22 protein-coding genes and 2 pseudogenes are annotated in these 24922 nt (G+C 53.7%); 14 read left to right on the top strand and 10 right to left on the bottom strand.

From position 1 onward, the window contains the following. The first annotated feature begins 8 nt into the window (after nt 1–8). The 4 genes from IM299_RS01555 to IM299_RS01570 all read left to right on the top strand — a co-directional run bounded on the left by IM299_RS01555 (nt 9) and on the right by IM299_RS01570 (nt 4996). The gene (locus IM299_RS01555; protein ID WP_193356907.1) at nt 9–881 is read left to right on the top strand and encodes a manganese catalase family protein; all 873 of its coding nucleotides are present in this window, start codon (nt 9–11) and stop codon (nt 879–881) included. Between the two features lie 67 nt (nt 882–948). Continuing rightward, nucleotides 949–2352 carry a cytochrome ubiquinol oxidase subunit I gene (locus tag IM299_RS01560; protein ID WP_028013105.1) on the top strand — a complete coding sequence of 468 codons (1404 nt, stop codon included), beginning with the start codon at nt 949–951 and terminating at the stop codon, nt 2350–2352. After that, complete coding sequence (cydB, locus tag IM299_RS01565) at nt 2352–3362, top strand: cytochrome d ubiquinol oxidase subunit II (protein ID WP_048958168.1); 1011 nt, start codon at nt 2352–2354, stop codon at nt 3360–3362. Before IM299_RS01560 ends, cydB begins: the two co-directional genes overlap by 1 nt. Nucleotides 3363–3370: 8 nt before the next feature. Continuing rightward, nucleotides 3371–4996 (top strand): alpha-amylase family protein, encoded by a 1626-nt coding sequence (locus tag IM299_RS01570; RefSeq protein ID WP_193356908.1) that lies wholly within the window; start codon nt 3371–3373, stop codon nt 4994–4996. Here the strand turns inward: IM299_RS01570 and IM299_RS01575 are convergent, their stop codons facing one another. Genes IM299_RS01575 through IM299_RS01590 form a run of 4 tightly spaced genes read right to left on the bottom strand, consistent with a single transcriptional unit; the run spans nt 4997 to nt 7490 of the window. Then, nucleotides 4997–5983, bottom strand: coding sequence for an SDR family oxidoreductase (locus IM299_RS01575; RefSeq protein ID WP_028013102.1), 987 nt, complete (start codon nt 5981–5983; stop codon nt 4997–4999). 17 nt (nt 5984–6000) lie between these two features. Next, nucleotides 6001–6519 (bottom strand): 2-oxo-tetronate isomerase, encoded by a 519-nt coding sequence (locus tag IM299_RS01580; protein ID WP_193356909.1) that lies wholly within the window; start codon nt 6517–6519, stop codon nt 6001–6003. Between the two features lie 11 nt (nt 6520–6530). After that, nucleotides 6531–6977 carry a DUF421 domain-containing protein gene (locus IM299_RS01585; RefSeq protein WP_028013100.1) on the bottom strand — a complete coding sequence of 149 codons (447 nt, stop codon included), beginning with the start codon at nt 6975–6977 and terminating at the stop codon, nt 6531–6533. 9 nt (nt 6978–6986) lie between these two features. Beyond that, complete coding sequence (locus IM299_RS01590) at nt 6987–7490, bottom strand: hypothetical protein (protein ID WP_041912012.1); 504 nt, start codon at nt 7488–7490, stop codon at nt 6987–6989. 139 nt (nt 7491–7629) lie between these two features. On the opposite strand from IM299_RS01590, the gene IM299_RS01595 reads away from it, so the two are divergent. From IM299_RS01595 to IM299_RS01610, 4 genes are all read left to right on the top strand, one after another. After that, complete coding sequence (locus IM299_RS01595; protein ID WP_193356910.1) at nt 7630–8019, top strand: YdeI family stress tolerance OB fold protein; 390 nt, start codon at nt 7630–7632, stop codon at nt 8017–8019. Between the two features lie 64 nt (nt 8020–8083). Then, nucleotides 8084–8968 carry an SDR family oxidoreductase gene (locus IM299_RS01600; protein ID WP_193356911.1) on the top strand — a complete coding sequence of 295 codons (885 nt, stop codon included), beginning with the start codon at nt 8084–8086 and terminating at the stop codon, nt 8966–8968. A gap of 182 nt (nt 8969–9150) precedes the next feature. Next, complete coding sequence (locus IM299_RS01605) at nt 9151–10074, top strand: LysR substrate-binding domain-containing protein (protein WP_048958165.1); 924 nt, start codon at nt 9151–9153, stop codon at nt 10072–10074. A 255-nt stretch (nt 10075–10329) separates the two neighbouring features. Next, nucleotides 10330–12711, top strand: a complete 2382-nt coding sequence (locus IM299_RS01610) for a glucose/quinate/shikimate family membrane-bound PQQ-dependent dehydrogenase (protein WP_193356912.1) — start codon at nt 10330–10332, stop codon at nt 12709–12711. 76 nt (nt 12712–12787) lie between these two features. Here the strand turns inward: IM299_RS01610 and IM299_RS01615 are convergent, their stop codons facing one another. From IM299_RS01615 to IM299_RS01630, 4 genes are all read right to left on the bottom strand, one after another. Then, a complete protein-coding gene (locus IM299_RS01615) occupies nt 12788–14482 on the bottom strand; it encodes a methyl-accepting chemotaxis protein (RefSeq protein ID WP_047365213.1) in 1695 nt (564 codons plus the stop codon). Nucleotides 14483–14642: 160 nt separating this feature from the next. Next, a complete protein-coding gene (locus tag IM299_RS01620) occupies nt 14643–15761 on the bottom strand; it encodes an S-(hydroxymethyl)glutathione dehydrogenase/class III alcohol dehydrogenase (protein WP_041910069.1) in 1119 nt (372 codons plus the stop codon). Nucleotides 15762–15792: 31 nt separating this feature from the next. Further along, entirely contained in the window at nt 15793–16068 is a 276-nt protein-coding gene (locus IM299_RS01625; RefSeq protein WP_028013093.1) for a metal/formaldehyde-sensitive transcriptional repressor, read from the bottom strand. Between the two features lie 133 nt (nt 16069–16201). Further along, nucleotides 16202–17050 carry a hypothetical protein gene (locus IM299_RS01630; protein ID WP_193356913.1) on the bottom strand — a complete coding sequence of 283 codons (849 nt, stop codon included), beginning with the start codon at nt 17048–17050 and terminating at the stop codon, nt 16202–16204. A gap of 603 nt (nt 17051–17653) precedes the next feature. Between IM299_RS01630 and IM299_RS01635 the strand changes: the two are divergent. The 3 genes and pseudogenes from IM299_RS01635 (at nt 17654) to IM299_RS01645 (ending at nt 19524) form a co-directional block, all read left to right on the top strand. After that, nucleotides 17654–18022, top strand: a pseudogene (locus IM299_RS01635) (hypothetical protein). Continuing rightward, entirely contained in the window at nt 18022–18525 is a 504-nt protein-coding gene (locus IM299_RS01640; protein ID WP_048958153.1) for a YbjP/YqhG family protein, read from the top strand. Before IM299_RS01635 ends, IM299_RS01640 begins: the two are co-directional and overlap by 1 nt. A 137-nt stretch (nt 18526–18662) precedes the next feature. Continuing rightward, nucleotides 18663–19524, top strand: a pseudogene (locus IM299_RS01645) (GyrI-like domain-containing protein). Nucleotides 19525–20528: 1004 nt separating this feature from the next. Here IM299_RS01645 and IM299_RS01650 read toward each other — a convergent pair. Continuing rightward, nucleotides 20529–21455: a LysR family transcriptional regulator gene (locus IM299_RS01650; protein ID WP_193356914.1), complete on the bottom strand. Its 927-nt coding sequence runs from the start codon at nt 21453–21455 to the stop codon at nt 20529–20531. 89 nt (nt 21456–21544) lie between these two features. On the opposite strand from IM299_RS01650, the gene IM299_RS01655 reads away from it, so the two are divergent. The 3 genes from IM299_RS01655 (at nt 21545) to IM299_RS01665 (ending at nt 23203) form a co-directional block, all read left to right on the top strand. Next, a complete protein-coding gene (locus IM299_RS01655) occupies nt 21545–22021 on the top strand; it encodes a GNAT family N-acetyltransferase (protein WP_045260478.1) in 477 nt (158 codons plus the stop codon). Between the two features lie 121 nt (nt 22022–22142). Then, nucleotides 22143–22811 (top strand): epoxyqueuosine reductase QueH, encoded by a 669-nt coding sequence (locus tag IM299_RS01660; RefSeq protein WP_028013090.1) that lies wholly within the window; start codon nt 22143–22145, stop codon nt 22809–22811. Nucleotides 22812–22930: 119 nt separating this feature from the next. Beyond that, nucleotides 22931–23203, top strand: a complete 273-nt coding sequence (locus IM299_RS01665) for a YqjD family protein (protein WP_028013089.1) — start codon at nt 22931–22933, stop codon at nt 23201–23203. Nucleotides 23204–23228: 25 nt separating this feature from the next. On the opposite strand, the gene IM299_RS01670 is transcribed toward IM299_RS01665, so the two are convergent. Next, nucleotides 23229–24692, bottom strand: coding sequence for an EAL domain-containing protein (locus tag IM299_RS01670; RefSeq protein WP_193356915.1), 1464 nt, complete (start codon nt 24690–24692; stop codon nt 23229–23231). Nucleotides 24693–24922 lie beyond the last annotated feature (230 nt).

Here is a 24922-nt window from a genome sequence, read left to right on the forward strand (position 1 = left end):
GAGTGCCTATGTTTCGACACGTCAAACAGCTGCAATATACGGTTCGCGTCGCCGAACCCAACCCCGGTCTCGCTAACCTTTTACTGGAACAGTTTGGTGGGCCGCAGGGCGAACTGGCTGCCGCCTGCCGTTACTTCACTCAGGGCCTGAGCGATGACGATCCGGGCCGCAAGGATATGCTGATGGATATCGCCACCGAGGAGCTAAGCCACCTCGAAATCATCGGTACGCTGGTTGGTATGCTGAACAAAGGTGCCAAAGGCGCGCTGTCGGAAGGGGTGGAAAATGAGGCTGAACTGTATCGGTCCATGACCGAAAACGGTAACGACAGTCACATCACCTCCCTTCTCTACGGCGGCGGTACCCCGCTCACTAACTCGGCGGGCGTGCCCTGGACGGCAGCCTACGTCGATACCATCGGCGAGCCGACGGCGGATCTGCGCTCGAACGTGGCGGCAGAGGCCAGGGCGAAAATCATTTATGAACGGCTGATTAACGTCACTGACGATCCCGGAGTGAAGGATGCGCTGGCGTTTCTGATGACGCGTGAGGCGGCGCATCAGCTCTCCTTTGAGAAGGCGCTGCAGTCCATTCGTAATAATTTCCCGCCGGGAAAACTGCCGCCAATCGAGGAATTCACCAACAAGTACTACAATATGTCTGAAGGTGGAGAGGTTCGCGGAAGCTGGAACAGCGATAAGCACTTTGATTACGTTGAGTCCCCCCAGCCTGCGGTTGATGGCGGAGACGGTAGCGCCAGCGTGACGCTCACAGCTGAACAGGCAACCCTGGTTAAGGCGATGTCTGCCCGCACCAAGTCCGATCCCCATTCCGACCCGCTGACCGGTGCCGAGCTGGGTGCCGGAAAGAGTAAACCGTAATCGGTTTTGCCGGGCATACTGACCTGCCCGGCAATTCTCGTGCCCCATCGCTTCAGAGGTACGGACCATGTTCGAACTTGATGCATTTCATCTCGCCAGAATTCAGTTCGCTTTTACCGTCTCGTTTCACATTCTTTTCCCGGCGATCACCATCGGTCTTGCCAGCTATCTGGTCGTGCTCGAAGGCATGTGGCTGCGCACCAAAAACGACGTCTGGCGCTCGCTGTACCACTTCTGGCTCAAGATATTTGCCGTTAACTTCGGGATGGGTGTCGTTTCCGGGCTGGTCATGGCGTATCAGTTCGGCACCAACTGGAGCGGGTTCTCCCAGTTCGCAGGCAGTATTACCGGTCCCCTGCTGACCTACGAGGTGTTAACCGCCTTCTTCCTGGAAGCCGGCTTTCTTGGCGTAATGATGTTCGGCTGGAACAAGGTTGGCCCTGGGCTGCACTTCTTTTCAACCTGCATGGTGGCGCTCGGCACGCTGATGTCGACCTTCTGGATCCTCGCCTCAAACAGCTGGATGCACACCCCGCAGGGTTTTACTATCGAGAACGGGCAGGTCATTCCGCAGGACTGGCTGGCGATTATCTTTAACCCCTCCTTCCCTTACCGCCTGATTCATATGGCCATCGCCGCATTTCTGAGCAGCGCGCTGTTTGTCGGCGCGTCGGGCGCATGGCACCTGCTGCGCGGTAACGATACCCCTGCCATACGCACTATGTTCTCCATGGCAATGTGGATGGCGCTGCTGGTTGCCCCCATTCAGGCCGTCGTGGGCGATATGCACGGCCTGAACACGCTTGAGCATCAGCCAGCCAAAATTGCCGCCATAGAGGGGCACTGGGAAAATCCGCCCGGCGAGGCCACGCCGCTGCTGCTGTTTGGCCTGCCCGATATGGACGAGGAGCGCACCAAATACGGTCTTGAAATCCCCGCGCTCGGCAGCCTTATCCTGACGCACAGCCTCGATAAGCAGGTCCCGGCGCTGAAGGACTTCCCGAAAGAGGATCGCCCAAACTCGACCATCGTCTTCTGGTCGTTTCGCATCATGGTCGGAATGGGCCTGCTGATGATTACCCTCGGTCTGGTCAGCCTCTGGCTACGCTATCGCCACCGGCTCTACCACTCGCGTCCGTTCCAGTGGTTTGCCCTCTGCATGGGGCCCGCCGGTCTGGTGGCGCTGCTCGCCGGCTGGGTGACTACCGAAGTGGGCCGCCAGCCGTGGGTGGTTTACGGTTATCTGCGCACGATTGACGCGGTCTCCCTGCACAGCACCCTGCAGATGAGCATCAGCCTGCTGGCGTTCTTCGTTGTCTACTCGTCGGTGTTTGGCGTGGGCTATGTGTACCTCATCCGGCTGATTAAGAAAGGCCCGCAGCCCGTCGATACGCTGACGTCAAACACGTCGGGCACCCCCGCCCGTCCACTGTCTGCCGCGGAGTCTGTTCCGGAACAGGAGAGAAACTGATGGGCGTCGATATCTCTGTTATCTGGTTTGCCATCATCGTCTTTGCCACCCTGATGTACATCATTATGGATGGCTTTGATTTGGGCATCGGCCTGCTGTTTAACTTCGTGGGCGATGCGAAAGAGCGCGATGTGATGGTCAACAGCGTAGCGCCCGTATGGGACGGCAACGAGACCTGGCTGGTGCTCGGCGGTGCGGGACTGTTCGGCGCGTTCCCGCTGGCTTACGCGGTGATCATTGATGCGCTCACTATCCCCCTCACCGCGATGCTGATCGGCCTCATCTTTCGCGGCGTCGCCTTTGAGTTTCGTTTTAAAGCGACGCCTTCGCACCGCAAGTTCTGGGACTACTCCTTCGCCGGTGGCTCTTTGCTCGCCACCTTCAGCCAGGGGATCGTCGTGGGGGCGGTGATCAACGGCTTTGAGGTAGAGGGCAGACGCTTTGTGGGCTCGCCGCTTGACTGGCTGACGCCCTTTAACCTTTTCTGCGGTATCGGCCTGGTGGTCGCCTACACGCTGCTGGGCACCACCTGGCTTATCATGAAAAGTGAAGGCGCCCTGCAACACCGCATGCGCGAGCTGACCCGCCACGTGCTGCTGGCCCTGATGGTGGTGATCGCGGTTGTCAGCGTCTGGACGCCGCTCGGCTGGCAGTACGTGGCCGACCGTTGGTTTACCCTGCCCAACTTCTTCTGGTTCCTGCCGGTTCCCCTGCTGGTTGGCCTGTTTAGCGTGTTGATCTGGCGGCTGACCCGCAATCCGGCCAGCCACTCGCGCCCCTTCCTGCTGACGCTGGGGCTGATCTTCCTCGGATTTAGCGGCCTGGGTATCAGCCTGTGGCCAAACATTATTCCGCCGCGCATCACCCTGTGGGAAGCCGCGGCGCCCCCCGCCAGCCAGCTGTTTATGCTGGTCGGGACCCTGCTGATAATTCCGGTGATTCTGGTGTACACCGCCTGGAGCTACTACGTCTTCCGGGGCAAAGTTTCGGATACTGAAGGCTATCACTGAGGAACGCTATGACGGACTGGCATACACGGGCCATTATTTACCAGATTGATACCGCGCTTTTTTACGATATGAACGGCGATGGCTGCGGGGACATCGCCGGGATCGCGGCCAAGCTGCGCTATATTCGCCGCATGGGGGCAACGGTTATCTGGATCACCCCGTTTTACCTCACGCCCTTTCTCGATGAGGGCTACGACGTCAGCGACCATCTGCAGGTGGACCCCCGCTTCGGAAAACTGGCCGATATCATCGCCTTTATCGAACAGGCCCGGGAGCTGGGCATGCAGGTCATTATTGAGCTGCTGATCCAGCACACCTCGGACGCCCATCCCTGGTTCCAGCAGGCCCGCCGCAGCCCCGCCTCGCCCTATCGCGATTACTATATCTGGTCGGATAACGACGACGACGATACGCCCCCCATGTTTCCCGGCGTGGAAAAGAGCGTCTGGAGCTGGGACGACGAAGCGGGACAGTATTACCGGCACATGTTCTACCGCCACGAGCCGGACCTGAACCTGACCTCGCCCGCCGTGCTTAAGGAGATTGAGAATATTATCCTCTTCTGGCTCAAGCTGGGGGTATCGGGATTTCGACTGGATGCCGCATCACACCTCACGAAGCAGGCGGGCAGCGGTGACGAGAAAAAGGGCCTGTGGATCCTGGAGCACATGCGCCGTCTTATCGAACAGCGTAATCCGGACGCGATCCTGCTCGGCGAAGTGGACGTAGACGTTGAGGTTTATAAAGACTATTTCGGCAATAACGACCGCCTGCATCTGGTGCTCAACTTCTGGCTCAACAAGTATTTCTACGTCAGCCTGGCCAGAAAAAGCGCCCGCCCGCTGCGCAACGCGGTGAAGAAAATGATCGTCCCGCCAGATTCATGCTGTTTTGCCAACTGGCTGCGCAACCATGACGAGCTGGATCTGGAAGGAATTAGCCAGAAAGATAAACAGTTCGTGCTCGACACCTTCGCCCCTGACAAGGAGATGAACGTCTACCAGCGTGGGATCCGCCGACGTCTGGCTCCGATGCTGAATGGCGATCCAAAGCGGCTGGCGTTTTGCCACGCGGTGCTCTTTTCCCTGCCGGGCGTCCCGGTGATGCGCTACGGGGATGAGATCGGCATGGGTGACGACCTTGAACTGGAGGAGCGCTACGCCGTTCGCACCCCAATGCAGTGGGCAGGTTCACAGGGCGGTGGTTTTTCGGCGGCCGATCCTGAAAAATTTATTGCGCCGATAATCGACCACGGGCCCTACCGCTATCAAAAAATCAACGTCGCCGATTCGCTGCTCCACCGCAACTCGCTCCTGCACCGGATTATTGATATTGCCAATACCCGCTCGGAGTTCCCCGAAATTGCCGTGGCGCCCTTTCGCCTCATCACCCTCAATCATGACGCGGTGCTGGGGATCTATTACGAGACCGACGAGCGCAGCATTCTGACCTTCGTAAACTTCAGCGACCAGCCGGTGCAGTTCACCGCCAGAGGGATCCGCAACGCCACCTGGACCGCCTGCCTCGCGGACAAACGCTACGACGACGCGCTGGTTTGCGGCAAAACCGTCGAACTCACTATTGGCGCCTACGGCTACCGCTGGTTCTGGACGCACCGCAGCGCGCTGCGCTGATTAGCGTTTCCGGCGGGTTATAAGACGCGTCAGCATAATCCCCGCCACCGCGAGGGCCCCCAGCGCCACCTTGCCAGGCATACCGGAGGTGACGGACGTAGCGCGGTTCTTCGCTTCGTCGGTAAAACGACCATGGATTTTGTGCAGGTCGTCAATCGGCTGGTCGAGATAGTCCCGCCGATCCGCTGCGTTCAGATCGTCGGTCATCTGGCCTTCCCAGGCTTTTTTTACCATCAGACGGTCAAGGTAGCCCGGAAAGAAGAATTGCCCGACGATGGACTGGATAGTGCTGCTGCCCACCCACAGCTCGCGCACCGGTTTCTGCGCAACCTTAAAGATGGCGCTGGCGGCCACTTCAGGCTCAAAGACCGGCGGCACCGGTCGCATCGCCCAGGCGAACTTATTCCTTGCCCATTCGAACTGCGGCGTATTGAGCCCCGGCATCTGCACCATGGAAAGCTGAACCCGGCTGTTCTCATGCATCAGCTCCGTGCGCACCGCATCGGTGAACCCGCGGATCGCCGCTTTGGCCCCGCAGTAAGCCGACTGCAAAGGGATGGAACGGTAGGCCAGCGCGGACCCCACCTGAATAATTACCCCCCTGTCGCGGGGCACCATCAACTCCAGCGCGGCGCGGGTGCCGTTAACAAATCCGAGATAGGTAACATCAGTCACGCGACGAAACTCATCCGGCGTCAGGGTACGAAACGGCGCCAGTACGGCCCCCATCGCATTGTTGACCCAGACATCAATCGCCCCGAGGCGATACTCGATCTCGTTAGCCGCATCCACCACCGCCTGGCTGTCGGCGACGTCCGCCTGCACCGCGTGGGCATTAACGCCGAAGCGGCGCAGCTCTTCCTGGGTAGAGTGCAGGCTGGCTTCATCGCGGGCGATAAGCCCCACATCGTAACCTGCCTTTGCAAATTTCAGCGCCGTGGCTTTTCCTACGCCCGCCGTCCCGCCGGTAATCACTATGACCGCCATAGAACCTCCGCGTGAATTTAGCCGTTATTGCCGTCCGACAATGTTGTCACCAGTTCAGCGAGCGAAAATTGCACCGCTTTTTCCACCACATCCTGGCAGTCGCCGGAGAAAAGGACGGTGCGGGTTTTCGTCTCACCGCAGATATTCCAGGCAAAGCAGACCGTTCCCGCCGCCGTGCCGTCATCGCCCCCTTCCGGACCCGCGTAGCCGCTGATGGCGATGCTGATATCCGCCTGGGCAATGTCGCGGATGCTGGCGGCCATCTCGGTCACCGTCTGTTCACTGACGGCGGTATAGCGCGCCAGCGTCTCCTGACGCACGCCGAGGATCCGCGATTTGGCCTCATCGCTGAACACAACCAGCCCGACGTCATAAAAATCAGCCGTGTTTTCCTCTGCACACAGCGCCACCGAGAGCTTTCCTCCCGTGCAGGATTCCGCGGTGGTTAAGCGCAGCCCGGCATCGGTTAATTTACTCGCCAGATTTTTGGTGAGTTCACTCACGGTATAATGACTGTCGTGTAAAAGATTGCTCATCTTGCCGCCTCTTATTTTTCAACAGGAATGATTGAAATATGTCCATTGCGCTCAAGTATGGCATATTTAATTTCGCTAAGTTCTGTAATGCCATTATTTTGACGCGCTGACACCAGAATATCATCACAAGATACGTCGACTTTTTTTAGCTTATCCGCTAATGGAACGCCATTCTCAACCAGAATCACAGGGGTCCCATCAAGAATATTCTCCACCGGGGAAAAATATTTCTTCATCAGGCCAAATATAATGTCAACGACCACCAGCGTGGTAATGGTAATCATTGCGCCGGTAACGGAGAAATCCTGCCCCAAAAGCGCCTGTTGCGTCGCCTCACTAATAATTAAGAGGAGGATGAGATCAAAGCTGGTCATCTGCAGCAGCGCCCGTCGCCCTGCCACTTTAAATACCACCACGAGAAACAGATAAATCGCCAGCGCGCGAAAGACCATATCCATATCAGCCTCCTAGGGGTAAATAAATTGCCAGAGGTTAATCTCCGGCTCGTTGTTGACGCGGATGACGGTGTTCCATTTACCGGCTCTGGAAGGTGTCGTGAAGTATAAAACAGAGAAGTTGTCTGATTTTTGCAGGTCATCGTAGACCAAATAGAGGGTTTTGCCGTGGCTATACATTTTGTCTGGCTGCGGCCAGACGCTGCCGGGCTCGTATACGTCGCTGCTGTCGGTGGTCAGGCTGAGGGTATAGCTGCCCTCCGTCTTCACCGGGAAGGTGACCTGCATTCTTGACTCCGTCTCCCGCCGGCCGAAGCGTTCATAGTTTATGCTCAATGAGTTAGCGGAATTGGTTTTGGCCGTATCGCTCACCATCCCGCTGGAAAACAGACCAGCAACCGCTGCGATGATAATAGCCAGAAGGACCACAAAACCCACCTGGCGAAATGAATATTCAAACCTCAACAAGCGATAACTCTCATCTATCCCGGGTAACTTTTCATTTTCATGCTTCATGGTCGTTGTCACCGTTTCGCTTATTTCATGATAGATTTGATTTCCAAGGAGAATGTTTTTAAGACTTATCACATTTGCCACATAAAGGAATAGCAACAATACTTAATAAGTCAAGACACTCAAAAATGAAGGATATCAGATGAAATTATCACTTATTTCCGCTTTTTTGATATTTCTGGTTCCAGTTGCATGGGCCGATAATAACGGCGGGTTACAAAAAGGTGAAGCACCGCCACCGCCCCACGCGCTGGACAGCGGATATCGTGGAACCGACGACGCGCGTATTATGACCATCGATCAGGCAAAACATTTGCACGATGGCGCGACAATTTCATTGCGCGGTAATCTTATTGACGGTAGCGGCGATAAGTTTGTATTCCAGGATAAAACCGGAAAAATCGACGTTATTATTCCCCAGGCAGTCTTCGACGGCAGAACGGTAAAACCCGATCAGATGATCAGTATCAACGGTTCGCTTGATAAAAAATCATCGCCTGCCGTCGTTCGTGTTGATCGTTTGCAGAAATAATTCAGCGAAGCGTTAACGCTGCAACTATCCATCAAATCTCACCCCTTGGCTTAAGGAGTCAGCTATGAGTGATACTACACAACGTACGAACGCTTACCCGACCCCCCCGTTCCCGGAACAGCCGCAAACGCCGCCGGGACTGGCGTCTGAAATGCAGCCTGTACCCGACCACGGTGAAACAAGCTATAAAGGGCATGGCCGCCTTGCCGGCAAAAAAGCGCTGATCACCGGTGGTGACTCCGGGATTGGACGCGCAGTGGCTATCGCCTACGCCCGTGAAGGGGCAGACGTCGCCATCAACTATCTGCCTGAAGAAGAGAAAGATGCCGCCGAGGTCATCGACCTGATCAAAGCGGAAGGCCGCAAGGCCATCGCGCTGCCAGGAGACGTCCGGGACGAGACCTTTTGCCAGAATCTGGTCGAAGAAGCCGTTTCGAAGCTGGGCGGGCTGGATATTCTGGTCAACAACGCAGGCCGTCAGCAGTTCCGGGAATCCCTTGAAGAGCTGACCACCGAAGATTTTGACGCGACGTTTAAAACCAACGTTTACGCCCCCTTCTGGATCACCAAGGCCGCCTTGCGCCACCTGAAAGCGTCGTCCGTGATCATTAACACCTCCTCCGTTCAGGCGGTGAAGCCCAGCCCCGTACTGCTGGACTATGCCCAGACGAAGGCCTGTCTGGCGGTGTTTACTAAATCCTTAGCCAAACAGCTGGGTCCGAAAGGCATTCGCGTCAACGCGGTCGCCCCCGGCCCGTACTGGACGGTACTCCAGTCCAGCGGCGGCCAGCCGATGGAGAAAGTGAAGGAGTTCGGGGGTGATACCCCGCTGGGTCGTCCAGGACAGCCCGTCGAGATTGCCCCGCTGTACGTCACGCTGGCCTCGGATGAGTGTTCCTTTACCTCCGGTCAGGTATGGTGCTCTGACGGCGGCGACGGCGTGATCTAAACCGGTTTGCAGTTTATCCCTCCGCAGTGAGCAATAAATGAACAAGGACGTTCATCACCCACCTCGCCTGAAAAACATGTTGTAACTCAAACAGATCAAATGTTAAAAATATTTTGCTATCAAGTTATCAAAATTAAACAACTTAACTTGTCACCCGCATCGCTCTGTTTTTAACATCGCCTATGGAAAAAAATGGTCTGTTCAGTCAGCGCATACGCTTGCGCCATTTGCATACATTTGTGGCCGTCGCTCAACAGGGAACGCTGGGGCGCGCGGCTGAAACTCTTAACCTGAGCCAGCCCGCGCTCTCAAAAACCCTTAACGAGCTGGAACAGCTGACCGGCGCCCGTCTATTTGACCGCGGTCGGCTGGGGGCACAGCTGACTCTGGTGGGCGAACAGTTCCTGACGCACGCCGTGAAGGTGCTGGATGCGCTCAACACCGCAGGCCAGTCCCTGCACCGAAAAGAAGAGCAGACCAGCGAGGTGGTGCGCGTCGGCGCCCTGCCAACCGCGGCGCTGGGGATCCTGCCGCCCGTTATTGGTCAGTTCCACAGGCAGCAGCGAAATACCACTATTCAGGTTGCCACCATGAATAACACCATGCTGCTCGCGGGGCTGAAATCGGGTGAGCTTGATCTTGGTATCGGTCGAATGTCCGACCCCGAGCTGATGGGCGGTCTCAATTATGAACTGCTGTTCCTGGAATCCCTGAAGCTGGTGGTTCGACCCGATCATCCCCTGCTGCAGGACACGGTGACGTTAAGCCGGGTGATGGAGTGGCCGGTGGTGGTTTGCCCGAAAGGGACCGTCCCGCGCCAGGCCGCCGAAACCTTGCTGCAGATGCAGGGGTGTACGCTCCCCTCAGGGTGCATCGAAACGCTTTCGGCTTCTCTTTCGCGCCAGCTTACCCTGGATTATGACTACGTCTGGTTCGTCCCCTCCGGTGCGGTAAAAGATGATTTGCGTCAGGGCACGCTGACCGCCCTGCCGATCGCCTCCCCGGGTGCGGGTGAACCCATCGGTATTTTGACCCGGGTGGATACTCCCCTTTCCACGGGCGCACAAACGCTGCTGAGCGCTATCCGTAAATCAATGCCTGTCTGATTCCCTTCACCCCTCACCCAGTTCCCTCTCCCACAGGGAGAGGGAACTGGGCTGTGCGTTAATCAAATAATGCGGAATGATTCATTAACAATTGCGTAAAACAAATTAACAGTTTTATCATAACGGCGGATTCACCATTTGGTTCGCGAATCGTTATATAAACAAGAATTAACTCGTTTTAATCATTGCTCTCCCCGCATTTATTATCCAGATGGTACATACCAGGCAATGCGGAGAGATTCAAAGGAGACAGAAATGGCATTTGGCAGCGCGCCGCGCGGGATACCTCGTATTTTGCAGTGGCTCCTTGCCGGACTGATGTTGCTCATCGGTCTGGCGGTCGGCGGGTTGGGCTTCAAGCTCGCCGCCGTAGGCGGAAGTTTTTACTTCGTGATAATGGGCGTGGTGATGGTCATTGCCGCGCTCCTGATTTTCCTCAATCGCAGCAGCGGGATCGTGCTTTACGGCATCGCGTTTGTTGCCTCGCTGTTCTGGGCGGTAAGCGATGCGGGCTGGGATTTCTGGCCGCTCTTCTCGCGCCTGTTCACCTTTGCCGTACTGGCCTTCCTCTGCGCCATCGTCTGGCCTTTCCTGCGCGCGGCCAACCGCGGCGCAGCGAATAAAGCCCCGGCTTATAGCGTTGCGGCGGTTCTCGCACTGGCGATGCTGGTCAGCCTCGGCTGGATGTTTAAGCCGCAAACCCTCGTGGCGGCGAACGAGCCCGTTCCGGTGAAACCCGTTGCTCCCGGCGAACAGCAGAAAAACTGGGAACACTGGGGCAACACCACCCACGGCGACCGCTTCGCCGCGCTGGACCAGATTAACAAGCAAAACATCAGCGATCTGAAAGTCGCCTGGGTGGCGCACACCGGGGATATTCCGCAGAGCAACGGCTCCGGTGCGGAAGATCAGAACACGCCGCTGCAGATTGGCGACACGCTCTATGTCTGTACCCCGTACAGTAAAGTGCTGGCGCTGGACGTGGATTCAGGTAAAGAAAAATGGCGTTATGATTCGAAAGCCACCGCCCCGAACTGGCAGCGTTGTCGTGGCCTGGGCTACTTTGAAGATCATGCAAACGTGACAGCGTCACAGACCGGGACATCGCCAGCGGCATGCCCTCGCCGCCTGTTCCTGCCGACCACCGACGCCCGTCTGATTGCCATCAACGCGGATACCGGCAAGGTTTGCGATGACTTTGGTAACCATGGCACCGTTGACCTGAGCATCGGCATGGGTGAGATCAAGCCGGGCTATTATCAGCAGACCTCCACGCCGCTGGTTGCCGGAAACGTTGTCGTCGTCGGCGGTCGCGTCGCGGATAACTACTCTACCGGCGAGCCGCCGGGCGTGGTGCGCGCCTACGACGTTCACACCGGTAAACTGGCCTGGGCGTGGGATCCGGGTAACCCGAACCTGACCGGCCTGCCGCCGGAAGGCCAGACTTATACCCGCGGTACGCCGAACGTCTGGTCTGCGATGTCTTACGACGCTAAGCTGAACCTGATCTACCTGCCAACCGGCAACGCCACCCCCGACTTCTGGGCGGGCGAGCGCACCCCGCTGGACGATAAATACAGCTCCTCCATCGTCGCCGTTGACGCTGCCACCGGACAGGTGCGCTGGCATTTCCAGACCACCCACCACGACCTGTGGGACTTCGACCTGCCTTCCCAGCCGCTGCTGTACGACCTGCCGGACGGCAAAGGCGGCACCACGCCTGTACTGGTGCAAACCAGCAAGCAGGGCATGATCTTTATGCTCAACCGTGAAACCGGCAAGCCGGTGGCGAAGGTGGAGGAACGTCCAGTTCCGGCGGGTAACGTTGAAGGTGAACGCTACTCTCCGACCCAGCCGTACTCCGTGGGCATGCCGATGATTGGCAACCAGACGTTGACCGAGTCCGACATGTGGGGGGCGACGCCTGTCGACCTGCTTCTGTGCCGCATTCAGTTTAAAGAGATGCGTCATCAGGGCGTCTTCACCCCGCCGGGTCTCGACCGTTCCCTGCAGTTCCCCGGCTCGCTCGGCGGTATGAACTGGGGCAGCGTCTCCGTTGACCCGAACAACAGCCTGATGTTCGTCAACGATATGCGTCTGGGGCTGGCAAACTACATGGTGCCGCGCGCGAACGTGGCGAAAAACGCCAGCGGCATTGAGATGGGGATTGTCCCGATGGACGGCACGCCGTTCGGCGCAATGCGCGAGCGCTTCCTGTCGCCGCTGGGCATTCCGTGCCAGAAGCCGCCGTTCGGAACCATGTCGGCTGTTGACCTGAAAACCGGCAAGCTGGTGTGGCAGGTACCGGTTGGTACCGTAGAAGATACCGGCCCGCTGGGCATTCGCATGCACATGCCAATCCCAATCGGGATGCCAACGCTGGGCGCGTCGCTGTCAACCCAGTCCGGCCTGCTGTTCTTCGCCGGCACCCAGGATTTCTACCTGCGCGCGTTTGATACCGCCACCGGGAAAGAGATCTGGAAGGACCGCCTGCCGGTCGGCAGCCAGTCCGGCCCGATGACCTACGTCTCGCCGAAAACCGGTAAGCAGTACATCGTCATTAACGCCGGGGGCGCTCGCCAGTCGCCGGATCGCGGTGATTACGTTATCGCGTACGCGTTACCTGATAAGCAGTAACGGATGAAAAAAGGGACCGAAAGGTCCCTTTTTTGTCGGCCGGGTAAGCGAAGCGCCACCCGACACGGCCGGCGACTCAGAACGTTTCCCAGTTATCACCGTTATGCACTACCGCCGGACGTAGTGCGGCAGGTTTTACTGCCGCAGAGTTCTGCTGTTGAGTACGCCCCTGAGCCTTGCCGCTCAGACGAAACGCCCCGACCGCCTCGGTCAGACGCGCGCCCTGTTCTTCCAGCGACGCCGCCGCCGCGGAGGCCTCTTCCACCAGCGAGGCGTTCTGCTGGGTCACTTTATCCATCTCCGAAATAGCCTGGCTGACCTGCACGATACCGCGGCTCTGCTCGTCAGACGCGGCGGCAATCTCCAGCATGATGTCGGTGACGCGCTTCACCGCCTCGACGATCTCATTCATGGTATTGCCTGCGGCAACGACCTCACCGGAACCCTGGTCAATCAGCGAGACCGATTCGTTGATCAGGCTTTCGATCTCTTTTGCGGCGTTGGCGCTGCGGCTTGCCAGGGTACGAACTTCGCTGGCCACCACGGCGAACCCGCGTCCCTGCTCGCCCGCCCGCGCCGCTTCCACCGCCGCGTTAAGCGCCAGGATATTGGTCTGGAAGGCGATGCTGTTGATCACCGCGGTAATCTCAGAGATTTTCTTCGAACTGCTTGAGATATTGCCCATAGTTTTGACCACACCGGAGACCATCTGGCCGCCGCGGCTGGCTTTCCCGGAGGCATCTTCCGCCAGCTTGCTGGCATGATGGGCGTTATCGGCGTTCTGCTTCACCGTCGCGGTCAGCTGCTCCATGCTGGCGGCAGTCTGCTCAATCGCCGCGGCCTGCTGCTCGGTGCGTGATGAGAGATCGGTGTTACCGGCAGAGATCTCGCTGGTACCCCGATAGATCTCCTCCGCCCCCTGACGGACGGTGCCGACCGTTGTTTCAAGGGAGTGCTGCATGGTTTGCAGATCGCGCGTCAGGCGGCCAATTTCGCTGCGTCCGGCCACGTCGTCCGGCATCGTCAGGTCGCCTTTGGCGATATTCTCGATACGTTTCGCTGCACGCTGCAGCGGATTAATGACCGTGCGGCGCAGCACAACGAAGGTCATCGCGGTCAGCACCAGCGCCAGCGCAAACGCGCCCACCATAAACATCAGACCCAGCTGCGTGCGGCTGTGCGCCTGCGCCGTCAGCGCATTGGCGCGGTCGGTGCGGATCTTAATCGCCTTCAGCAGAACGGCGTTGTAAGCGTCGTCCAGCGGGCGCGCGGTCTCATTTTCGTGGTTGATGATCGCCTCGAACATGCCGTTTTTGGCAAATTTGACCATCGGCTGGAGGCCCGCGATATAGGCGTCGTAGCGTGCCTTCAGGTCTGCATCCAGCGCTTCGTCCGCAGCGCTACGGACGGAACGATGCATATAGGCGGTAAAGCTATCCTGGGACTGCTTAATGCGCGTTTCCGCCTCACGGATGTTCTGCTTCATGGCCTCCATCTCCGCGATACGGCTTGCCGCGCCGGCGTGGATCATATTGATACGCGCGGTGCGCAGATGGTTTGAGCTGTTCGACAGCCCCATACGCACCTGAATTTCGGACGTAACGTCCTGCTGATCGTTGTCGGCCTGTAGCAGGAAATACCCCGCCAGACCCGAACTCAAGGCAAACAGCAGAATAATGCCACCGAGAATGGAGGAAAACAGCGGAACCAGCCTGATGTGATGCAGGAAGCTCAGCTTGCGCTGCGCCTGCATCGAAGAAGTGTTGTCCATGACCGTCGACTCTCTTATAGGTAAGATGCGCAAAAACACGCCTGTTAGATAGTCATCGGCACGGCAGAGATTTAGATTACGGCTAAAAACGCCGCACTGGTCACACTTTAGAGAAGATTATTAAAGAAATGCCAGCGGCTAAAAACCGCTGGCAGAAGAGTTACTTGTCGCCGAAATGAATGACGGTACGGATGGATTTTCCTTCGTGCATCAGATCGAACGCCTCGTTGATCTGTTCCAGCGGTAAACGGTGGGTAATGAACGGGTCGAGCTGAATTTTACCGACCATCGCGTCTTCCACCATGCCGGGAAGCTGGGTACGCCCCTTCACGCCGCCAAAGGCGGAGCCGCGCCAGACGCGTCCGGTCACCAGCTGGAATGGACGGGTTTTGATCTCCTGTCCTGCCCCGGCCACGCCGATGATGATGCTCTCACCCCAGCCCTTGTGGCAGCATTCCAGCGCAGAACGCATTACGTTGACGTTGCCGATACACTCGAAGCTGAAGTCCACGCCGCCGTCGGTCATCTCAACGATGACGTCCTGAATCGGTTTCTCGTGATCTTTCGGGTTCACGAAATCGGTCGCGCCCATTTCACCCGCCAGCTTGAATTTTTCCGGGTTGGTATCGACCGCGATGATACGCCCGGCCTTCGCCTGCACCGCACCCTGAATCACTGCCAGACCAATGCCGCCGAGACCGAACACCGCCACGGTGTCGCCCTCTTTGACTTTTGCCGTGTTATGCACCGCGCCAATGCCGGTGGTTACGCCGCAGCCCAGCAGGCAGACTTTATCCAGCGGCGCCTGTGGGTTGACCTTCGCCAGCGAGATCTCCGCGCAAACGGTGTATTCGCTGAAGGTGCTGGTACCCATGTAGTGATAGATTGGCTCACCGTTGTAGGAGAAACGGGTGGTGCCGTCCGGCATCAGCCCTTTCCCCTGAGTAGCGCGCACGGCCTGGCAGAGGTTAGTTTTGCCGGATTTACAGAACTTACACTCGCCGCATTCCGCCGTGTACAGCGGGATAACGTGATCGCCTGGCTTCAGGCTGGTCACGCCCTCGCCCACTTCCACCACAATCCCGCCGCCTTCATGACCCAGCACCGCCGGGAAGACGCCTTCCGGATCGTCACCGGAGAGGGTAAATGCATCGGTATGGCACACGCCGGTATGGGTGATTTTGATCAGCACTTCGCCTTTTTTCGGCGGCGCTACGTCGATGTCGACGATTTTCAGCGGCTGGCCGGGGCCAAATGCAACAGCTGCGCGAGATTTCATCATGTCTTCCCTTTTTGTCAGGTGTGTGGATTTATTTTAGATAAGAGCGCAGCAAATGGCCGACTTCCGCCATGCGTACGGCTCGCTGATCCGGCGTTGTGTCTCCCGTCACCAGCTCGTCTTTGAGATGTATTTCAACCATTTCGCCCATCAGGCCATTGGCAGCGCCGCGCACGGCGGCAATTTGCTGCAGGATGGCCAGACAGGGGTCGCCCGACTCCAGCGCGCGTTCAAGGGCATCAACCTGACCCCGAATGCGGCGGACGCGGGTAAGAATACGTTTTTTATCTTCGGGTGAGTGCGGCATATGCCCTCCTGATACTATAGGGGGGTATGGTACTATCACAAACAATCGTCTGTAAACATTACGTTTTTCATGGTTATCATGCATCAATTCGAAATTGTTAAATCTAATATTTAGCCTTCACAAAAGCTTTAGTCTATTCACATAACTTCACTCTTTCCCATTCTCTCTTAAGAATCCCCCCCACTACCTCCATTAATTCTTCTGAACCGTTTAATAAGTCTGTATAAACTTCGGTTACATTAGCCAATCCACCCGAAGCTTCATCAATAACCAATCTATTTATTGAGGTCTTTAAAAAAATCATCAATCGTTTAATTTCATGAGTTTCTTTTTCTTTAGGATTCAAACTTAGCAGTATAAGGAATTTCATTTTATCCATTCCATTGTGAGTTGATTGAGATCTCTCCAGGCAACTTGCAAATTCATCACTTGCATCCTGATAACGAGCTCTTAAATCCTCTGAGTAATTAGTGCCTTTATATATATCAGTTATTACCCGCAACTTACGCTCAGTAATCAGATAGCTTGAACGGGCATCGTAGTGATTGAACATTAACAAACAAAACTCAGCAATATGATCACGAAAATCATTAATCCATTTCTGTCTGTTAGCAGAAACAACTTGTGCATTAATTGTCTTTTGGGTTAGCATTTTTTGTATTTCACGTTCTTCTTTCAATGAGGCAAATTGAGAAGCACGCTCTCCCATCATAAACAACTGTTGCTTTGCCCTTTCAGATTTTAAGAACCGCTGCTGTTCATCTCTTTCTTTTCTTACATTTTTTGCATTTACGTGAAACGTTCTCCAAGCAATCAGTGCAGGTATGATACCGCCAAGGAAAGTAGCTCCAACCGTTAACCAGAGTTGACTGTAGTCAGTAGGCGTGTCGATAGTTATTTTAGGAAGAGACGTTAGTTTCAAAAAAAGCTGTTCAACACTGCCTGCTTCAAGAAGCTTGAATGGTACGCCTTGCCAAGACATAGATTATCCTTACGTCTGTATGATGATGAGGAACTAAGATAACATCCTAACGGGCATAATGGAATTGTGGACAAAATGAAAAACTGCTTTTGCAGGCCCAATAATTTTGCTGTCACATACTTTACATAATTCAGACTGCAACATATAAAAATTTCCTCGCCCAGCTCACAACTCGCTTTTGTGCTAGTTACTTTTTCTATCCGGTTTAAGCAGATAAAGTTTCAATAGAGCGTATCTCATTTATCTAACTTGGGTTAAAGAGTTCTACCGCGAGCATGTGGAAATGATTAATAAACGCTCGATTTGGACGTCGTTTTTTATATCCCCCACCATCAGAAGCTCTTATTTTGTCATCAAATTCAAGTTGGATTGATAACTTTCACCTAACATATGAGGACGTTATTGCATTGACCAGACGATGTAAACCTTCCATTTTGGATTGTGATAACAACAGATCATTTTCAGCATTTCATTAACTACATATATCAAACACAACAACCAATAACCCGCTGAAATATATAATTTTTTAATAACATTAATTGCCTAACAGAATTAAATTTCTCGTTGTCTATTGACGCTTTCATCTACAACAGGAGTTAGCACATGACATGGAACAAACACGCAGCAGCCGTGCATGCACGCCAGAATGCCGGCATTTCATCGCAAAAACGCTGTGGGGAATTTACTCGTAAGGCAATTCAGGCAGGTGGAATTGATATCTGAAATGCACCTCACGCTAAAGACTATGGCAATAACCTTGAACGGGCAGGATTTCGTGTCTTAGGGCAAGGCGAAACATTACAGGAAGGCGATGTGGTCGTTATTCAGCCTTATGAAGGAGGTAACCCTGCAGGCCACATGGCGATTTATGACGGCATTAACTGGTACTCTGATTTCAGACAACGAGATATGTGGTCTGGTCCTGGATATCGTTCTGCGCACCCTGCTTACAAAATTTACAGGAAAAACTGATGCGTTATGTTCTTTTGATAGGCCTGTTACTAACAGGATGTGCATCCCAGATGGATACGCCGGAAAAACGTACTCATGATTTCTATACTTTCTACCTCACAGCCTTTGTTACTGACAGCAAAGAAGATGAGCTCGATTCACCAAAAATGCATGAGTATATCGCGCGAGATACCCTCTCCCGACTACAGAAAATTCTTTCTCTCTATGAGCAGGAAATTATCGATTCCGACTATTTTACCTATACACAGGACTATGCAGCTGAGTGGATCCCTGACCTAAACGTAAGTAAAGCGATAAATTATGCATCTGGAAAAGTTGTTAACGTTGAACTGGGTACGGGTAACGGAGAGAAAACGCAGTTAAAAGTGTTTCTGCGCAATGAAGACAGTAAATGGAAAATTTATCGCGTCACCGATGCGAGCCATCATTTCGAACAGAATATTTTTGACGAGAAGGCTATTGCGGCCGCACAACGATATGCCGCCAGTATACCCTCCCCATAATCATTCTGCCTTCTGCAATGCCAGGGCATCGACCTGGCATTTGTATCATACCGCCCTTCCTGTAATGAATTTGATTAGCAAGATCGGTCAGGATTCTGGCCGACCGGTCAGGCAAAGTGGGTCATCAGGAGGATGCAATGAACGATACAAACAATATGGCGTACCGCGTGCGTTTCACGATGGTGTGCGACTATATCGCCCTCCATCTCGATGAACCGCTCTCACTGGAGAAGCTCAGCGCGTTAGCCTGCTGTTCACCTTATCATTTTCACCGTCAGTTTCTGGCGTTCAGCGGCCTGCCGCTGTATCGCTATATCCAGTGGCTATGCCTGCGCCGTGCTTCATGGCGACTGGCGTTTAATCCACAGGATAAGGTGATTGATATTACGCTCGATGCTGGATTCCAGAGCCCTGAGTCGTTCAGCCGCGCCTTCAGAAACGCGTTTGGAAAAAGCCCGCGTCAGTTTCGGCAGCAGTCGGACTGGCTAAGCTGGCACAAGCGCGTACCGAAAATGACCTTTCAGGAGCAAAAAACGATGGGAAGTTAAGATTGTCGATTTTCCCCAAACCCGAGTAGCGATGCTGCAACACCGTGGCAGTCCCAATCGGGTTAATGACAGTGCGGAGAAATTAATCGCCTGGCGTAAAGCTACTGGCTTATCGCCAGTACGCGAAAGCAGCACGTTTGGTATAGCGTGGGACGATCCGGCGGCTACACCTGAAGAAGCCTTTCGTTTCGATATATGCGGCAGCGTTTTTGAAGCGATACCGGAAAATACGTTCGGGGTTTGCAACGGTGTAATTGATGGGGGCCGTTACGCTGTTGGGCGTCATTCTGGCTCGCTGGATAACATATCCACCACGGTATGGGCAATGTTCCGGGACTGGCTGCCCGCAAGCGGCGAAACGCTGCGTGATGCGCCTGTGTTCTTCCATTACCTCAATTTTATTCACGAGGTGCCGGAACATGCGCTGCAAACGGATATCTACCTGCGATAAATTGATTATCCCTTGTTCACCACCTCTTCTGCCGGGTAGCGCTGCGCTTGCCCGGCAGTATCCTGGGTTTCATCGAATCCAGGTTCGGGCATTCCCTTACATAAGTAAATCTGAATAGTTTCTCTCCGAAATGCACGCATGTAAATTCTAATCCAGCCATTTTCTATAGCAAAGCAAAAAGAAGCCGCCTGTAGCAACCTTTATTCGGCGGAATTGATAAGCAACATTAATAATAATGCAAAAAACCTTATAAACCTTAAACCAGGTAACGTGTTGAAATGAAATGATTTCAGTCATGATTAAATTCTCTTTAATAATCAAGGTCTATACAAAATAATATTTTCCGTATTCATAACCTGCAAGCGGAAAATCGAAGCACACCTCGTTCAAGTCAGGTAAATAATTCAAAACAATTACCGAAGCCATATTGCGCAAGCTGTTGTTATATATAGATAAAATTCATGCAACCATAAAATAACGATCAATATCAATGGGTTACATCGTTGATCAATACCTGATCACGTGCTACACCTAAATCCAGATAAAAATATCTTATGGAAAAAAGCATGATGTCGTGGCGAGTATTAAGTTCTGTCATTTGCCCTAACACAGGAATCGTTTATTCGCACATTGTTGGCTTAAAATTATTAAGATTAATAATTTGGTACGAGAGTGGCATCTATCTTTTGCCATGAGACAGAATACATACGACAAAAAATGGAATTTTTGTAAATGGCGTATTCAATCCAATATCCCTTTATAACGTTTCACCATACAACGAGAACCTGTGGAATGAGATAAAAAACAAAATGGCCTGCCCTTTTAATAAAAACCTGGATGCTGAATGCTGCACATACTCTGAGTATTGCAATGCGCACAAATGCCCGCACGGATTTTAAACCACCCCTTTGATAATAAGAGTTCCCCGCGATAGCTAATCATTCAATGCATTAACGGTCGCTTGCGGAAGGCGCGAAGTCATTTCTTAATACGTATACCATTAATCATTTATCACCCTGTTGCGCTAGCGCCTGCAGCTCCTCCTTAAGCCAGCGGGTCGCCCCCCGCTGGCCGCTGCGCTTATGCGAGTAAATTTTCACCTCAAATTTGGGAATAGAGAACGGCAAGGCAAAAATCCTCAGTTCCGCCGCCGCAACCAGCTTCTCGGCGGCGTAACGAGGAATGGCCATCAGCAGGTCGCTTTCCGCAACGATAAATGGCGCGCTCAGCATCGACGGCGTTTTGATCGCAATGTGCCGCGTATAGCCCAGCTGCTCGAGCCGCACGTCCAGCACGCCCTGCTTTTCATTCCACGGCGTCACCACCAGGTGTCGGGCAGCGAGATAATCCTCCAGCGTCAGCCGGGTCCGGCGTGCGTTGCTGATGGCCACATACTCATCTTCAAACCAGCCGATCTCCTCCAGCTCCGGATGGCGACTGTCCTCCGGGGTGCTGAAACCGAGCGCCAGATCCACTTCACCGGCCAGGAGTTCCGTCAGCGCCGGGCTGTGCGGCAGATAGCGCAATTCGAAACGCAAGCCCGGGGCAGCAGTCTGCAGCTTGTGCATCAGGGCGGGAAAAATACATAGCGCGGTAAAATCCGTAATCCCAATTTGCAAGCTTTCGGTACTGCTGGCGGCGTCAAACTCCGGCTGCGGGGTCAGCTCCTGATTAAGGAACGACAATGCGGAAGCAATAGAAGGCGCAAGCTGAGAGGCGTACACGCTGGGGGACATACGATGCCCTTCCCGAAAAAAGAGCGGATCGTTAAGGGCCGTGCGCAGACGCGACAGCGCATGGCTCAGCGCCGAGGTGCTCATCGCCAGCTCGTCGGCTGCGAGGCGAACGGAACGGTGGCGGTAAATGGCGTCAAAAACGGGCAGCAGGTTTAAATCAAGACGTCTCAGCGCCGGATGCATAATATTCATCATTCGTTGATTTCATTGCACTTAATTCTTCGGACAATACTCCGTATGCTTAACGTCATCAATCGCGAACCGTGCAAAAAACAGGAAAAACAATGAGCATAACCCTTCGTCAGGCCCGTCCCGAAGATGCAGCGGCTATTTACGCCATGATCTATGAGCTGGCGGTATATGAAAAAGCCCCCGAAGAGGTCGTAACCACGCCGGACGAGATCCGGGAAACCCTCTTTGGTGCGGGCAGTAAAACCGAGGCGTTGATCGCTGAGTTTGACGGCAGGATCGCCGGCTATGCCGTGTTCTTCACCAGCTATTCGACCTGGCTTGGACGCAACGGGATTTATATGGAAGACCTGTACATTTCCCCGGACTACCGCGGTAAAGGCGCAGGCAGAGCGCTGCTGAAACATATCGCTCAACTCGCGGTAAAACGGCAATGTGGCCGCCTTGAATGGAGCGTGCTGGACTGGAACCAGCCCGCCATCGATTTTTATCTCAGCATTGGCGCGCTGCCGCAGTCCGAATGGGTGCGCTACCGACTTGACGGCGAAGCGCTGCTCAAATTTGCCGAATAGCGGCACCGCTCAGCGCGAGGATCCCTACCTGGCGGATCCTCGATTACCGCCAGTACCGTCTGAACACATTAATAACTTGTGCTACAATTTCATAAATTTCATTAACATATTGTAGAACAACATGAGTACAACCCCCTTCATCCGCCCGCAGCTCACCCTGCCAAACGGCGCCGATAAACTTCTGCTGCATTCCTGCTGCGCCCCCTGCTCCGGTGAAGTCATGGAAGCTATCCAGGCCTCGGGCATTGACTACACCATTTTCTTCTATAACCCCAACATCCATCCGCAAAAGGAATACCTCATCCGTAAGGAAGAAAACATTCGTTTTGCAGAAAAACACGGCGTGCCGTTTGTTGATGCCGATTACGACACCGATAACTGGTTCGAGCGTGCAAAAGGCATGGAGTGGGAGCCCGAGCGCGGCGTCCGCTGCACCATGTGCTTCGATATGCGCTTCGAGCGTACGGCGCTCTACGCGGCGGAAAATGGTTTCAGCGTTATCAGCAGCTCGCTGGGGATCTCTCGCTGGAAGAATATGCAGCAGATCAATGACTGCGGCCAGCGTGCGGCAGCGCGCTATCCGGGGATGGTCTACTGGGACTACAACTGGCGTAAACAGGGTGGCTCATCACGCATGATTGAGATCAGCAAGCGGGAACAGTTTTACCAGCAGGAATATTGCGGCTGCGTGTATTCCCTTCGGGACAGCAACCTGCACCGCAAGTCTCAGGGCCGCCCGCTTATCCGCATTGGCAAGCTGTATTACGGCCAGGATGAGAACGAAAAATAAAGCCCTCTTCTGGTGTAGATATATCCGAAAACCGGCCAATTCCCTCCGAAATTTAGCGTTCCGCCTCTCATCTTTTCAAAGAGAGGCTATCCTTTAACTATCAACAAAAGGAGGCAAAAATGTCTGATTTCGGTACTGATAAAAACACCCAGTTTGCTGAAGACAAAGCAAAAAATAAATTTGATGAACTTTCAGGTTCAGCCCAGCAGCAGTTCGGTGAATTCGTTGATTCACCGAAGCATCAGGTAAAAGGCGCTGCGAAAAAATATGCCGCACAGGCCAGCGATGCTGTCTCTGACGTGACTGAAGCGGTCAGAAATAACCCGCTCACCGGTCTTATCGCCGCAGGTGCGGTCGGTATTGTGCTTGGCCTGTTGCTGGGACGCAAATAAACAAGGCCCTTCGGGGCTTTATTTTTTAGCTGAACAATCTCACCATGCGGTCTAATTCCTCCTCTTTCACGGCGCGCGAGAGATAATATCCCTGAAAGTTTTTCACACCCAGCTCGACTAATTTTTCAAACTTCTCCTCACTGTCAACGCCCTCTGCAATGCAAGCTGTTCCGGTCATGTCGCTGTAAATCTGTATCGCTTTAATCAGATTATAATCGTTGTCGTTCGCCACAAAATGATCGACGATGTCACGATCCAGTTTCAGCCCATCAAAATGCACCTGCCTCACGGGGAACATGGCATGATGGCTTGAGAAGCAGTCGTCAAGAAACAGTCTGCACCCCGTATTACGCAGGTGCCGCATGGTTTCTGGGATGCTTTTATCTTTCGTTACATCAATATCTTCCGCGAATTCAAAGACCAGCTTTTCTGCCCACTGGGGGTTAAGCAGCATGCCGATGGCTTTCCTGGCCATCTCTGGCAGCGCGTTCCCGGACGCCAGGCGAGGCGGAATATTAACGGAAAAATAGAATTTACCGTTATATTTATTAATCCCGGACACGGCGGCGTGGATCACCATAGCCGTAATCTTTAGCCATACTTCATAATTAGCGATATCATTCAGAAAACGGGCTGGCTTGACTATTTTTCCGTTCTTATTCCAGCGAATGAGTATCTCAAACCCCACCCCTTTCTTGTCACGATCGGTAATGATCTGGTAGGCGGGAAATATCTCTCTTTTCACCAGCGCATTAAAAACTTCCGCTTCTTTATCCGTGAAGTCCACTCTTTGATTTTGGCTTTTAATCCGCCTTTCCACTTTTACATTGCGCGGTTCATTCAACCATCGCTTGATACAATGTAATTTCTGCAGACCTTCTTTACGATGGGTGTAAACCGTTTTATTAGAAAGCCTCAGTTTGTCGCACAGGTCTTTTATAGACATGCCGCGATAGAAGTTCAATAAAACATCAACCTCTCTTCTTGTCAGCCATTTGAGCTTTTCTGACGAAGAACAGTCCAGATAGTAATCGCGTAATAAGCGCGAGCGGTCTTTAAAGCCATTATTGTGGGTGTGGAAACAAGTTATTACATCAGATACGCTGGCTATGCGAATCAATGATAATTGATGACTGTTATTTAGAAGACTACCCAGGGTTCGATACAGCCAGCTGTCCGGTATATCACCATACAGGGTAACACGACGAATAACAGGAAGTGCATTGAGTACGGATGCCAGTCGCGTCAGGCTCTCCAGGAGAGCTACCGTACCTTTTCCCAGGAACACTACGATGTGAGCGTTTTGATGAATAAGGATATTTTCCTTGTCAGGATCGGATAACTCATCTCCATCAAAGTGAATATGCGCAGTCTCTATGCCGTACTTTTTGAGCAGCAGGTGATATCCCTGAAACGTAAAGCCGCAGGTTGAAATGACAAATCTTTGCTCGTTGCACGCAACATTCCTGAGAGAAATTTGGTGGGTCATAACCTGCTCCTGGGCACGAAAGCGCCATTATTATTATGAGTATGTAAACCAACAGCGGTGTGTATAATAATTTTACAATACACCATCAGGTTAAGATACTGTTATCAACGCCATGCACTGTAACATCTTTGCGTTAATCACCCTTTTCCACGCATAAATATAACTCTATATTTCTTTTAAAATACCGACCGCAAGCCACTTTTTCTCAGGTATAATGAAAATTCCGAAAA

This window comes from Enterobacter cloacae complex sp. P47BA (assembly GCF_014930485.1).
Classification (GTDB): domain Bacteria; phylum Pseudomonadota; class Gammaproteobacteria; order Enterobacterales; family Enterobacteriaceae; genus Enterobacter; species Enterobacter bugandensis.